Below are 13,554 nucleotides of genomic sequence, written 5' to 3' on the forward strand. Positions count from 1 at the left end.
AGCAAGCAAGCGAGCGAGAGATCCATCATGGGAAAAGTCACCGGCTTCATGGAATACGAGCGGCTGGAAGAGGGCTACGAGCCCGTGCCCAAGCGCCTCAAGACCTGGAAAGAGTTCGTCATCGGCCTGAGCGCTGAAGAGAGCCAAAAGCAGGCGGCGCGCTGCATGGACTGCGGCACGCCCTTCTGCAACAACGGCTGCCCGGTCAACAACGTCATCCCCGACTTCAACGACCTCGTCTACCGGCAGGACTGGCAGCAAGCCATCGCCGTGCTGCACAGCACCAACAACTTTCCCGAGTTCACCGGACGCGTGTGCCCCGCGCCTTGTGAGGCCGCCTGCACGCTCAACGTCAACGACGACGCCGTGGGCATCAAGTCCATCGAGCACGCCATCATCGACCGCGCTTGGCGCGAGGGTTGGGTTCAGCCGCAGCCCGCCGCCCTGAAGACGGGCAAGAAGGTCGCGGTCGTTGGCTCCGGCCCCGCGGGTTTGGCCGCGGCGCAGCAACTGGCCCGGGTCGGCCATGCGGTGACGGTGTTCGAAAAGAACAGCCGCATTGGCGGTCTGCTGCGCTATGGCATTCCCGACTTCAAGATGGAGAAGTCGCACATCGACCGCCGCGTCGAGCAGATGCAGGCCGAAGGCGTCGAGTTCCGCGTCAACACCCTGGTGGGCGAGCTGCCCAAGGACGGTGCGGCCGCCAAGGTCACCAACGACGCGACCACCGTCGTCACGCCAGCCCAACTGCAGGCCGAGTTCGATGCCGTGCTGCTCACCGGCGGCGCCGAAACCCCGCGCGACCTGCCCGTGCCTGGCCGGGAGCTTGACGGCGTGCACTTCGCCATGGAGTTCCTGCCCCAGCAAAACAAGGTCGTGGCGGGCGACAAGCTCAAGGACCAGTTGCGCGCCGACGGCAAGCACGTCGTCGTCATCGGTGGGGGCGACACCGGCAGCGACTGCGTGGGCACCAGCAACCGCCACGGGGCCGCCAGCGTCACGCAGTTCGAACTGATGCCCCAGCCTCCCGAGGTCGAGAACCGCCCCATGACCTGGCCTTACTGGCCGGTCAAACTGCGCACTAGCTCCAGCCACGAGGAGGGCTGTGAGCGACAGTTCGCCATCGCCACCAAGTCCTTCAACCCCGGCACCGGCAAAGACAAAGGCCGCATCAAGAGCCTGACCACCGTCAAGCTCGAATGGCAAGGCGGCAAATTCACCGAGGTGCCGGGCAGCGAACAAGAATGGAAAGCCGACCTGGTGCTGCTGGCCATGGGCTTCACCGCCCCCATCGCCACCGTGCTCGACGCCTTCGGCGTGCAACGGGACGCCCGCGGCAACGCCAAGGCCAGCACCGATTTCACCGGCGGCTATGCCACCAACGTGCCCAAGGTGTTCGCCGCTGGCGACATGCGCCGTGGCCAGTCGCTGGTGGTGTGGGCCATTCGCGAAGGCCGCCAAGCGGCCCGGGCGGTGGACGAGTTCCTGATGGGAGCGAGCGAGCTGCCGCGCTGAGTCCTGGATTCGCCCGGCCTCGACGCGAAGCGCGGTTGGGATCGCAGCACCGGGCTGGGCCCAGCCCGCTCGGTGCTCACTGCCGACGCTGGCGCCTCAGCGCGCTGGCGGCACGGGTCCAATTGATGAGGTGCGAGCCCGACAGGAAGGTCTGGTCCATGACCGGAGCGCCTTCCGGGTCCAGGGTGGCGGCATCCAGCGCCAGCACTTGGGTGCGCAGACCCCGCGAGACGAACATGCGATCGCCGCCCTGCGACAGGGTCACACCGCGCGGTCGCTCCATCGGCAGCATTCGCTTGAAACTGCGGTCCGTCGCGCTCCAGAACGTGACCATGCCGCCAACCGGGTGGGTGACCACCACCGTGTCGGACGGCTCGTGGATGTCCACGCTCAAGGCCTCGCCCGCCATGCGCCCGGTGATTTCGACCGGTTCGGTGACGAGCTGCAAGGCGTCGTCCACGCCCGGGCGCAGGCTCAAGCCACCCAGCGCCTGCTCACCCAGCCCGGCCCGCGGCGCCGAGACCACCGCCAGGGTGCCCGATGCGGTGATGGCCAAATGGCCCGCGTTGTGCCGATCGCCCTGAATCTCCTGGCGGTGCAAAAGTTTGCGCGTCTCGACGTCCACCCAAGTGATGCAAGGTTGGTCGGCGCCCGCCTTGCCGCCGCCGTTGGTGATGACCAGAACCCGCCCCTCCTCCACCCAATGGCAATCGTGGGGGTTCAGGCCAAAGGTTGGGAAATCGCCCAGCGGCCGGAAACTGTGTGCATCCCGAACGCCGATGCGGCCTTCGCCAGTTTGGGTGATCGTCTCGGTGGAGAAGAGCCATGCGCCGTCGGCGGAGAACACGCCATGCCCGTAAAACCAGCGCCCTGGCACCGGCGGGATGAATCGACGCAATTCACCGCTCGGCAGATGGAATTCCGCACAGCCCGGCCCGATCTTTTCGAACGCCACCACCTGATGGGGCTGGTCAGGCCGGATGGCGATGGCGTGAGGCAGGAAATTGACCGCCGTGAGCGACAACTTGCGCCCCGGCCAGTCCAGCGCCCCCAGCACATAGCGCAAGGTCTTGCCGTCCCCGGGGTCCACAAAGGCGCCACCTCCCACGAGCAAATCGCCCTGCATCGACCAGGACGCTGCATCCAAAGGCGGGTGCCCAGCAAGCTGCAGCGCGCGCCGCGCGGCTTGGGGAGCCCCCTGCATGCTGACCCGGGCCGTCTTCATCGCGTGGGGGGGTGTCGCAAGGCGAGCACATGCAGGGTCCGGATGGGCTGACCATGGGGCCGCATGCCGCTCGGCGGCACCTGGGACCAGTCCAGCGTGGCAGGGATTTCATGGCTGCGCCAAGCCCCCGGGCGTTGGGGGTCCTGGGTGGCGGCAAACACGCGGTAACCGTGAGCCATGAGCAGCCCCAAAACGCCTTGGAGCGACCGGTCCGGGCGCTGGTGCAGTTCGATGGCCCAGGCGCTCACCCGGGGCAGGCGCGGCAGCGCCTCCTCCAACACCTCATGCTCGTGCCCCTCGATGTCCAGTTTCACCACCGTGACATCGGGAACCAGGGTCGCCAAGGTCTCGGCGCGCGCGGTACGCGCCCCGTGGGGGTGGACCACGCTGTTCCAGCCCGACTTGGGGGTGACCCCCGCGTGCAGCTTCACCTCGCCGGCACGGTTCGAGACCGCACAAGGCTCCACGCGCCACAGGCCGGCCGCTTCGGCGGGAATCCGCGCACCGAGCAAAGCGATGTTTTCCGCCAAGGGCTCGATCGAGACGACCTGGCTGCTGCCCCCGCCTTCCCGCCAGAAGAATGCCGACAACCGGCCCTCGTTGGCCCCCACGTCCGCAATCACCTGCTGGCGCAAGGGCAGGTTGGTGGCGTACCACTCTTCCTGCGGGGACCGTGATTCGGGGGTGGGTGGGGTTGGCATTCGGCCCAGGCCCGGCGGGCCATCGACGATCGGTTCAGTGTATCGGCAGCGTTGTGGCTCCCAAGGTCCTTGGGGGCGCCTGGGCCACGGGCGGTCGGCATCGCGGCCGGGGCCGGTTCAACCGGATCGGCCCTCCAGCGCCCAGCGTTGGCAGCGCTGAAGCTGGGACATCCTCAAGTCCATCTGGGGCGTCACTTCCGCGCGGGTCTCGACAAGGTCGAAGCGCACGCGAACGCAAAGCAGGCTTCGGGGGCCCGAGGGCTCGAAGGACGTTTGGCTGAGCGCCTGCTGCACGGCGTCGGCGTACTCCGTGGGACTGCCCGGGTTGCCGCGGACCGACACGGACTGGGCCACCCCGTCGGCGTCCACCTCCACCAGAGCCGCCACCCGGACCTCTTGAACCCCTTGAACGAAGACGTCGGGCAAGACGATGTTGGGCAAGCCCCCGGGCAGAAAGCGGGCCTGGCCCGGGGGCTCTTGGGGGGGCGTGGGCTCGCTCGAGGGCATGGTGCCGTCGATGGGGCCGTCGATGGGGCCGCTGGGTTGGTCCGATGGGCCCGCCGGATGGGGTTGAGCGATCGACACCCGAACGAGCGTCGCCCGCTGGGTCACGGGGGCCTTCGGGGCCAGTGTGGGCCGAGTGAGGTCCAGACCGCCCCCGGCCGTGAGCCACGCCACCCCGGTCGCGTGCAGCAGGGCGGAAGCGCTCCAAGCCAGCCAACGGCTGGCGGGGCTTCCCCACGAAAAACGCCCGGCTGGGGCGGCCGGGCGTTGGCGTGGAGCGTGGCAAGCGGCGTCAGTTGCCACCCAAGTCCCGCCAAGAGTGGCGTCGTGTGCCGCCCGCGGACACGTCCACGGGCAAGGCCCCGGAGGATGGCATGCGCGGGCTGTTGGACACCGTGGTGTAGCGGCGTACCGCGCCGTTGGGCAGCATGCCCACCGTGGAACGCGAGCCCAGCCCATTGAGCGGCACGCTCGCCACGCCTTGTGCCGTCACCACCGACGCACCGGTCCGGTAGTCCAGGAAGTTCACCCACCCCTGACCCTGCTCACAGACGTTGCCGGCCACCAGGATGTTGCTGGTCACGACCAGGGTGCCCAGCGCCAGGACCGGCTCTGTGGTCACCCGTTCGCTCGAGACCGGCAAATCGACGTACCAGCCACCATTCGTGGCGAGGTTAACGGGCAGCGGACTGGGCACCGACCGCACCGCAGTGGCTGCCGTGCAGGCTGCAACGCCGGTGGGACAGGTTCCGTCAACGAGCGTTTGGCGCACGAAGGCGCTGGGCGCGCTGCGGGGTTGGTCAAACGATTGATCGGTGAGGCGATCCTTGATGGCATAGATCGACTGCTGGCTGGTGTCCGAGAAATCGGACGTTCCCAGGTAGCGCCCGGTCCCCACGTAGACCATTGCATAGCTGCCCGCTTGCCCCAGTTCAGGGCGAGAGGTCACCGGTTGCGTATTGCCGCTGCCATCTTTCAAGGTGATCAGGCGCAGGGCCTCGAAGCCGGCAGGCGCGACGTTGTTGTTGACGTCGAAGCGCCACACGTTGCCCAGGTTGTCGCCGCCATACAGGCGCAGCATGGTGGCGTTGGTCTCGCCGTCGTCGTACCACGCCCGGATGTGTCCCAGGCCCGAAGGTGTGGACGTGCTGCCTTGCCCCGTGGGAATGATGCCGCTGCCATTGACGCTGGTGACCAAGGTGCCGCTGGACAGGTTCACCACGTAGATGTAGCCCTTGCCGTCGGCGCTGCTGTAGTAGGCCTCGCCGTTGGGGATGTTGTTCAGGCCAGAAGGCAGCACAACCACCCACTCACCCGAGGCGAGCTTGCCGATCTCCGCCCGGCCCACGGTCAGGCCCATGTTGGGGTGCGTGAACTCCCACAAGGCCTTGGGGTTGTCGGGGTCGGTGATGTCCAAGGCGAAGTAAGAGCGGCCGCCCAGCCCCAAACTGCCCACCAACACGGTGCGCCATTCGCCCCCGATGAAGGCGTCTTGCACCGTCGGGCTGCCGTCCACGAAGTACTCGTGCTTGTTGGCGTAGTCCTTGTCGGCCAGCTTGTACAAGCGGGGCAGCACCGCAGTGGGCACGAAGGCCCAAACCTCGTTGCCCGTGGTCGCGTCGAAGGCGTGGAGCATGCCGCTGTTGGAGGCCACGTACACCATCTTGCGCCGCGTCGCCGCCGAACTGGCGAAAGCGCCGTACCCGGAATCCGAGAAGGCCAGCGACGGTTTGCCCACGTACACCGCCTCCGAGTTGACGATGTCTCCCAGCAGCGACTCCCGCAAGCGCCAGGGCTTGGCAACATCAACGAACTCACCTTCCAGGGTGCGCTCTCCGGCCAAGTACCGAACCAGCGGCTCGCCCGCGCTGGCCGTTTGGGTGGCGCTGCTCAAGCAACTCACACCCACGAGGCAGTACTGCGACAACGAACGGCCGGTGGCCGTGATGTTGGCCATTTCGAAGTGCGCCTTCTCAGCGGACGACATGGTGGACCAAGCGAAGTCCTTGAGCTTGGTCGTGGCGGTACCGCTGAACATCAGCACGCGCCGGATGGTGTTGCTGTTCAGCAAAGACCCTGCCGACCAATCTTGACCCGTTAACACATCGCCGGTCACCGTGTTGATGCGCCGACCTTCCAACTCCCCCGTCCATGATTTCGTTTCGAATGACGAAACGAAGATTTGGTTGTCACCCGCCGTGATGTTGGGGTTGCTGGTGGTGGCCGCCGCCGTCGAGCGCTCCACGCTGTCGATGGCCTCCAGCGTGTTGCGAATGCCCGTGAACAAGGCATTGGGGTTGCTCGCGCTGAAGTAGGTGCCCCCGCCGTTCACCGCCGCGTGCCACAGATCGTCGACATTGGCCTCGGTGCTGGGGGGCGCCGGCCAAGTGCAGGTGCCCGAGGTCTGCCAGCTGCATTGCCCCGTGGTCGCATTGGGGGTGAGGCCGTCCCTCACGGCAATGAAGTCAGGCGCTGAGTTTTCGTAGTCGGGCAGGTACTGCATCCGCCCAGCGACGCCAAACCCCAAGGTGAAGGTGGTCATGTTTTGGATCGAGCCTGTACTGCCGCACACGTCCACCGCCAGCGCGCCCGAGCACCACGGCGCTGTCGTCCTGAGGTCGGTCAGGCGGTAGTAGGCGGCCACGTCGGCCAGCGTGCCCGACACGGGAACGCGGTCTCTCATGGCGCCGGTCAGGTTGCCGTCTTGATCGCCGAGCACCGCGTTGTTCACGTCCCTGGCCGAGCCGAAATCTCCGTAAATCCCGTCGGTGGACAAGATCGTGTAATTGCGCTGGCAGGAATACTGCATCGGGTCGGTCACGGCCACGCCGTCGATGCTCGATCCGTTGAAGCGTCCGGCGTAGAAGCGGCCCGCGCGGGTCAGGCTGGTGATCAACGCCGTGCCACCCGAGGGATTGGCCTTGGTCAGCCGGTCGAACCAATTGGTTTTGTGTGTGCCCGTGAACGTCCCCAAGTTGAGAAACTGGGGGGTGGCCGCGGCATAGTTCAAGGTGTCGAAGCCCAAACGCCGGTTGGCGCCCACTTCCACGAAAGCGCGCGTGACCGAGGTCTTCATCGCCTGCATGCGGGTTCGGTAGTAAGCCCACCAGTTGGCGAAGTTGGTCATCTCCTCGGTGTACGTGCAGTGCGTGGTTGCGGCGCAATCGGACCGCCCGTCGGTACGGGGGTAGGTGGTGCGGCTGGGCACGATGTCCACGCGCTCGAACTGGCCGCTGAAGGCCGTTGTGGGGGCCACGTAGCCGCTGAAGGCCGCCGACGTGGTGGGGCTGAAGCTGCAGGTGGAAGCGGCCGTTGCGGCCAAGGTGGCCGTGCTGGTCAGGTTGCCGGCTGCCGTGGGTGCCGTGATCGTCACGCTGGTGCCACTGACGGAGGCCGTGTAGCCCGTGATGGCCGTTCTGGCTTGAATGGCGTTGCGGACCAGGGTGGCCAGGGTGCTGGCGTCGTTGGTCTGTGCTGTGGCCGCGGCAAGCAAGTTGGTCCCCTCGACGGTCAACGACTGCACGCCCACGTTCTTACCGGAGGTGCACCCCGATACCCCCAAAGCAATCACGACTTTGGCTTGCGTCACGGCCGTCCCGGCCGTGGCGTACTTGGTGGGGTAGCGCGCAAACGAGTACGAGGGCGCTGAGGGCGACCGAACGGCTTGGCAGGTGTTGCGAGCGGGGTCGACCAGCCGCGAATTGGCGTCGGTGTTGCACCAGCGAACGGGAGCCGGCACCGTGAAACTGCCGCCAGCGCCTTGCTGGCAGTGCCGCAGCGATGCATCCGTACAAAACTCGCTGGCCACGACGTTGTAGTAGTGGGGGCCGAAATCGCGGTCCAGCGTGATGGCGGCGTCCGGTGCGCCGATGGCGAGCTTGCCCGACCCCGTGGCGGTCGTCGCCCGACGCGTTGTGTAGTTCTTGCTGTTGACACGCCCCGGCAGCACGTAATTGCCGTTGCGCAGGCAGTCGGTGAAGGTGCTGTCGGTGCAGTACTCGACGTCGGGGAAATTGGTCAACAGGTTGATGTTGGTGGTGGACTGCACCCCAAAAGCGTCGTTGGCAACACTGGTGAAAACGGTTTGCGACGCCATTTCGCCGCCCGATGCGGTGGCCGCCGGGCGGTACCTCACGTTGGGGTTGTAGGCCATGCCGTTGAACTGCCAAACCCGGTAAGGGGCTTCGTTCGTGCAACCTAAAGCAAAGTTGCCCGTCGCGGGCGCCCCAAGGCCAGCGCCGCTGCTGCGGCAGAGTCCGCCGGTCACGTAGTCAGGCATGAAGTCCCAACTCATGGAGCCGGAGTCGTCAAGCACGAAAAGGATGTTGGGGAAGACCGACTCGGTGTTGCTGACCACCAAAGGCGTTTGCGAGATGTCGATGGGGGCGCTGTGGGTAGCGGCCATGAGCACCGAGCCGCCGACGGCGCACCCCAGCTTTTGGATTTGATTCAACACGTGACGTTTGGCCATGGTGGACTCCTTTCGCCCCGCGGGGCGCTTGGATCGTTCAGATGGAGACGATGGACTGGGTGAAGCTCACCGCGTTGCGGGGGCCTTCCACCCGCACCGTGATGCGGTAATAGATGCGGGGCGGCAATTTGATCTTTTGGCCGGCCCCTTTGCTGCCGGTGGTGTTCGACGATTCCTGCGCTGGCGATACTTCGCAGTTGGCTGCTCCAGAGGGGTCACCTTCGGTCGCGCAAAGCCTTTGGATGAGGTAGCTCACCGTGTTGCCGGCCGCGTCGGGAGGCAGGGTGTTGACGCGATTGGTCTCGGCCACTTGAAGCCCCCAGGCCTCTTCCCAGGTTTCGTTGAACGCAGCGTCGGGGTCCTCGCGCATCGCCATGTAGCCCACGGTCTCGGTACCACCGATCAGCTTGTGAGTCCACAGTCGGTTGGCGGGCGCACCGGTGCCGTCGACTTGACGGGCTTGCTGCTCGAGCCAGGCGATGGCGCGCTCGGTGCCGACGTCGGCCGCCATCGCGGCCGACTGCTGGAAGGCCGCGTTGCCGGCCACGCGGTTGCCCGCCAGCACCGAGCGCATCAAGGCGATACCCGCCAAGGACATCGCGACCAGCACGATGATGGCCAAGATCAGCACCATCCCACGCTGGCCGTGGCGATGGATGGAGGTGGAGTTCAACATCCTGAAATGACCCCCTGCCAAGCGACGTTGCGCAAGGCCACTGTGGTTTCAAAGGTCTTGTAGCGGTAGCGCTGCCAGTTGCCCAGCGCCGTGAGCACCACAGGCGTGTCCGCGCTGCCCGCCCAGTTGGGGGCGGCCGCGGTGACGTTCTGCTGCTCGAGCTGGCCGCTGCGCGCGACCAAAACCAGCCGCACAGCCGGCCGCCGGTACCAACCGCACACGGTGGTGGGCGTGGTTTGGTTGAACGCGTCGACGGTGCCGTCCATCGTGGTGCTCGTGTCCTGGCCGTATTGCGCGCGCAGGCTCACGATGCCGTCAGCGATGGGGGTCCAGTTCGCGGCACCGGCATTGGTGCAGTTTTGCGCCGCGTAGTCGCACACGGTCAGTCGCCCCCCCACCACGCGATAGGCGCGAGCGGTGGCTTGCTGACCCAAGTTGTGCAGGACGCCGTTGGACATGCCGACCGCGCCCGCTGCCGTGGTCACGTTGTTGCCGACCGGCGCTGCGCTGACGGTGGTCAGCAGGGCAGCGCAACCGAGGGGACGGATCTCGGGCGTGGCGATGACGTTGTCGTTTTGCACAAACGCACGACCCGCGGCGACGCTGTAGACGTTGGCGCTGGGCTGGGCTTGAATCCGGCTGCCCTCGGGTGAGCCCGAGCCCGAACCGTAGGCCACGCGCAGGGTGTCGGCGTTTGCGTCGCCGGCGGGGATGTCGGGGTCGTTGACGACGATGCTGGCCAGGTTGTTGATCACCCGGCCGCTGGGCAGCGTGAGCGCGCAGGCCAGCAAGTTGCCATGCACGATGCCCTGGCCTGCTTGGCGCAAATCCCGCTGCAGCATGGTCGAGGCGATCAAGCCGGACGCCTGCGCGTCGTCCCCGCCCGTCGTGGTGCGACGGCGGCCTTCGGACAGCTGGAAGACCTGCATGATGACCACCACGGCCACCAGCGCGACGGCCACGCCGACCATCAATTCCACCAAGCTGAAGCCCTGCTGCCCAGGGCGCCCAATGCGATGGGGGGCTTTCATGGCCGGACTTCCGTGATCATGGTGTGGTTGCGTACCGGGTCGGACGGGGTGTCTTGCGGCAACCTCCAGCGCACGGTGATGGCGACCCGGGAGCTTGAACTCAAGCCAACAGCGGGCACCGACGAGGCGCCCACCAGGGCGGGAAGGGGCGCGACTTCGGTGATGACCACCAGCGGCGGGTAGCCCGCCGCGCCTGGCAGCACCGCATTGACGCGGGCCTTCCAGGCTTCGTAGCCGGGGCCACCGCCTGCGCTGGAGAACTGCGCCGACAGGGTCGGGAAATCTCGGGCGACCACGCTCATTTGTCCGGCCAGTTCGCCCGCCAACATGACGGCATCCGCCCGGTACTGGGCCATGCCGGATTGCCGCACCGCGTTGGCTTGCAAGCCCACCAAGCCCAAGATGCCGATGGCGAAAATCAGCAAGGCGATGAGAACTTCCAGGAGCATGAAGCCGCGCTCGCGGGCGCCGGGCATCGGTGTGGTTTTCATGGTCAGCATGCCTGCGGGTCGCCCGTGGGGAAGGCGGGGTTGCACATCCGGACTTGTCCTGCGGGAGACACCAAGACCCGCAGGCAAGTCAGGGTTCCTCCTGCAACCTGCCGGCACTGGTCCACCGTGCCGGCGAAAACGTCGTACGTGATGGCGTCGGCCGGCAAGGGGACGACGCGTCCCATGCCGTTGAACACCACCTCCTCTGGATTGACATCCACGACGATGCCTGCCGAACCCTCGGTGGCCGAGCGCTTGTGCAGGATGTTGGGCGGGGCCGTCGGGGTGTCGGTGACGGGCGCATCACAGGCCCCGACCACGGCATCCGGGCCTGCACCGAGGTCCACCAAGTCGACGATCCAGTTCGAGGCCGTGGTCGAGCGGACGCAAGCGCTGGTGAGGTCCGACGTCAGTTGAAACCGCACTTGTGCGTTGCGCGAGGTGGCTTCCGACCTCGCCAACATCAACCCTTGTTGAATGGACTCGGCAGTCGCGCGAATTCTGGCGTTCTGCAGCCAGGTTGTGAAGGCCGGAACGGCGTACGCGAGCATCAAGCCCAAGATGGCAAGCACGACCATGGCTTCGACCAAGGTGAAGCCTTTGGGTGCACGCGGACGGTTCAGCATGAGCCGTCCTTCTTGGCCACCCAGCAGGAGGCCGATGTCGTCCAACCGGTCGGCACGGCCGTGGTGGCGCGTTGGCTGGATTGATTCACGGTGTAGGTGAAGCCCGCCATCCCGCCCTTGCCCTCGGCTTGAAGGACGAAGGCGGTGGCGCTGGGGGCCGCCGCGCAAGAAAAGTTGAAAAACTGGCTGTCCGTGGTGTTCAGCGTGCAATCGGGCGCCCCGACATAGGTTCGCGTGTCTTGGAAGTACTGCTCCATCCGAACCTGGCGCGCGGCCAGCCCCGACGTGGCTTCCGGGATCCGGGAGCGGACCACGTAGTCCCGGTACTGCGGCACCGCAACGGCCGCCAGGATGGCGACGATCGCCACCGTGATCATGATTTCGATCAGCGTGAAGCCAGCTTGGAGGGGGGGGCGCAGGGGGCGTGTGATGGACATGGCATGAACCCTTTCGGTGGTGGGATTATCGAAACGACAGCGCCCGCCGGCGATGCCGTTCGTCGCGGGCAAGGTGGCGTTGGTCGTTTTCGCGGCGGCATGAGCCGCTGCAACGGCACGCAGCCGGGACCGCGTGATGTTGCATCTGGTTTCGGGCTTCATGGGGGCGCCCGACAGGGGTATCCGAGTTTCCCCCTATCATCCGCCCCTTCGCGGCGTCGGCGTGGGCACCGCCGCGCGAGCTTCACAGGGGCGATCCGCATTGAGCAACGACGCATTGATCGAGATTGACAACGTCACCTTCGGCTACGACGCGAGCCGGATGATCTTGTCGAACATCTCGCTGCGCTTCCCGCGGGGCAAGGTGACGGCCATCTTGGGGGGCTCGGGTTGTGGCAAGACGACGCTGATGCGCTTGATCGCCGGGGTGCATGCGCCCTCGTCCGGTCGGGTGGTGTTTGATGGCGAGGTGGTGGACACGCGCAACAAGGCGCAGTTGTTCCGGTTGCGCCGCCGCTTGGGCATGCTGTTCCAGTTCGGGGCCCTGTTCACCGACCTGTCGGTCTTCGACAACGTGGCCTTCCCGCTGCGGGAGAACACCGACCTGCCGGAGCCCATGATTCGCGACATCGTGTTGATGAAGCTGAACGCCGTGGGCTTGCGCGGCGCGGCGCGGCTGCGGATCTCCGAGGTGTCCGGGGGCATGGCCCGACGCATCGCCCTCGCGCGGGCGATCGTGCTGGACCCTGAATTGATCATGTACGACGAGCCCTTCGCGGGCTTGGACTTGATCAGCATGGGAGTGGCGGCCAAACTGATCCGCACCCTGAACGATGTGACCGGTGCAACCTCCTTGGTGGTGAGCCATGACGTGCCCGAGTGCATGGCCATCAGCGACCACGTGGTGCTGTTGGCCAATGGCGGCCGCATCGTGGCCCAGGGCACGCCGGCGGAGTTGATGGCGTCGAACGATCCAGAAACCCGCCAGTTCGTGAGGGGCGAGCCCGATGGTCCGGTGAAGTTCCATTACCCGGCGCCCGCCATCGGCGCCGACTTTGGGGTGACGGCATGACGGACGCGTTGGCGCGGCTCGGGGCTCTGGTGATGGAGCAACTGCGCGGCTGGGGCCACGCAGCATTCTTTTTCATGGAACTGTTGCGTGCGGTTCCTGCGTCTCTTCGGCGGTTCGGTTTGGTGGTGGCGCAGATCCACGCCATCGGCAACCGCTCCCTGGTCATCATCATGGCCTCGGGCCTGGCCGTGGGTTTTGTGCTGGCGCTGCAGATGTACTACGCGCTGGTGACTTACGGGGCGGCGGAGAGCTTGGGGCTGATCGTCAACTTGGCCTTGGTCCGTGAGTTGGGGCCGGTGGTCACGGCCTTGCTGTTTGCAGGCCGGGCGGGCACGTCGCTCACGGCAGAGATTGGCCTGATGAAGGCAGGCGAGCAACTGGCGGCGATGGAGTTGATGGCCATCGACCCCAAGGCGCGGGTGCTGGCGCCGCGCCTGATCGGTGGCGTGTTGGCCATGCCGATCTTGGCGATTCTGTTTTCGGCAGTGGGCATCTTGGGCGCTTACGTGGTGGCCGTTCAGCTGATCGGGGTGGATGCCGGGAATTTCTGGTCGATCATGCAAACCCGGGTGGACGTGTGGCGCGACGTGGGCAACGGCTTGGTCAAGGCCTCGGTCTTCGGCGTGATTTGCACCGTGGTGGCGCTCTACCAGGGTCACGAAACCGAAGCCACGCCCGAGGGCGTGGCTTATGCGACGACGCGCACGGTGGTGATCGCGTCTTTGTGGGTGTTGAGCATGGACTTTGTGCTCACGGCCCTGATGTTTTCAACGCCTTGAGCGCGCTGCCGCTCGGCATGGAGTGA

Annotated in this window: 12 protein-coding genes; 3 read left to right on the forward strand and 9 right to left on the reverse strand. The window is 66.2% G+C overall.

Annotated features, from left to right (window positions below):
* Positions 1 to 27: 27 nt before the first annotated feature.
* Positions 28 to 1,515 (forward strand): glutamate synthase subunit beta, encoded by a 1,488-nt coding sequence (locus O9335_RS06045; RefSeq protein WP_298385054.1) that lies wholly within the window; start codon positions 28 to 30, stop codon positions 1,513 to 1,515.
* A gap of 76 nt (positions 1,516 to 1,591) precedes the next feature.
* Here the strand turns inward: O9335_RS06045 and O9335_RS06050 are convergent, their stop codons facing one another.
* The 9 genes from O9335_RS06050 to O9335_RS06090 form a co-directional block, all read right to left on the reverse strand.
* Positions 1,592 to 2,740 (reverse strand): DUF1513 domain-containing protein, encoded by a 1,149-nt coding sequence (locus tag O9335_RS06050; protein WP_298385057.1) that lies wholly within the window; start codon positions 2,738 to 2,740, stop codon positions 1,592 to 1,594.
* Positions 2,737 to 3,441, reverse strand: coding sequence for an FkbM family methyltransferase (locus O9335_RS06055; protein WP_298385060.1), 705 nt, complete (start codon positions 3,439 to 3,441; stop codon positions 2,737 to 2,739). The genes O9335_RS06050 and O9335_RS06055 overlap by 4 nt, the downstream gene beginning before the upstream one ends.
* Positions 3,442 to 3,558: 117 nt before the next feature.
* The gene (locus O9335_RS06060; RefSeq protein ID WP_298385063.1) at positions 3,559 to 4,053 is read right to left on the reverse strand and encodes a hypothetical protein; all 495 of its coding nucleotides are present in this window, start codon (positions 4,051 to 4,053) and stop codon (positions 3,559 to 3,561) included.
* Between the two features lie 184 nt (positions 4,054 to 4,237).
* Complete coding sequence (locus O9335_RS06065; RefSeq protein WP_298385066.1) at positions 4,238 to 8,416, reverse strand: PilC/PilY family type IV pilus protein; 4,179 nt, start codon at positions 8,414 to 8,416, stop codon at positions 4,238 to 4,240.
* 37 nt (positions 8,417 to 8,453) lie between these two features.
* Positions 8,454 to 9,089, reverse strand: a complete 636-nt coding sequence (locus O9335_RS06070) for a hypothetical protein (protein ID WP_298385069.1) — start codon at positions 9,087 to 9,089, stop codon at positions 8,454 to 8,456.
* Positions 9,086 to 10,123 (reverse strand): PilW family protein, encoded by a 1,038-nt coding sequence (locus O9335_RS06075; protein ID WP_298385072.1) that lies wholly within the window; start codon positions 10,121 to 10,123, stop codon positions 9,086 to 9,088. Before O9335_RS06075 ends, O9335_RS06070 begins: the two co-directional genes overlap by 4 nt.
* Entirely contained in the window at positions 10,120 to 10,614 is a 495-nt protein-coding gene (gene pilV / locus O9335_RS06080; RefSeq protein WP_298385075.1) for a type IV pilus modification protein PilV, read from the reverse strand. The genes O9335_RS06075 and pilV overlap by 4 nt, the downstream gene beginning before the upstream one ends.
* A gap of 2 nt (positions 10,615 to 10,616) precedes the next feature.
* On the reverse strand, positions 10,617 to 11,240 hold the full coding sequence (locus O9335_RS06085) for a GspH/FimT family pseudopilin (protein ID WP_298385078.1): 624 nt from the start codon (positions 11,238 to 11,240) through the stop codon (positions 10,617 to 10,619).
* Complete coding sequence (locus O9335_RS06090) at positions 11,234 to 11,839, reverse strand: type IV pilin protein (protein ID WP_298385081.1); 606 nt, start codon at positions 11,837 to 11,839, stop codon at positions 11,234 to 11,236. The genes O9335_RS06085 and O9335_RS06090 overlap by 7 nt, the downstream gene beginning before the upstream one ends.
* A 160-nt stretch (positions 11,840 to 11,999) precedes the next feature.
* On the opposite strand from O9335_RS06090, the gene O9335_RS06095 reads away from it, so the two are divergent.
* Positions 12,000 to 12,749 (forward strand): ABC transporter ATP-binding protein, encoded by a 750-nt coding sequence (locus tag O9335_RS06095; protein ID WP_298385128.1) that lies wholly within the window; start codon positions 12,000 to 12,002, stop codon positions 12,747 to 12,749.
* Entirely contained in the window at positions 12,746 to 13,528 is a 783-nt protein-coding gene (gene mlaE / locus O9335_RS06100; protein WP_298385084.1) for a lipid asymmetry maintenance ABC transporter permease subunit MlaE, read from the forward strand. Before O9335_RS06095 ends, mlaE begins: the two co-directional genes overlap by 4 nt.
* The last annotated feature ends 26 nt before the right edge of the window (positions 13,529 to 13,554 follow it).

The sequence above is a fragment of the Inhella sp. genome (assembly GCF_027532025.1).
GTDB lineage: Bacteria > Pseudomonadota > Gammaproteobacteria > Burkholderiales > Burkholderiaceae_C > Inhella.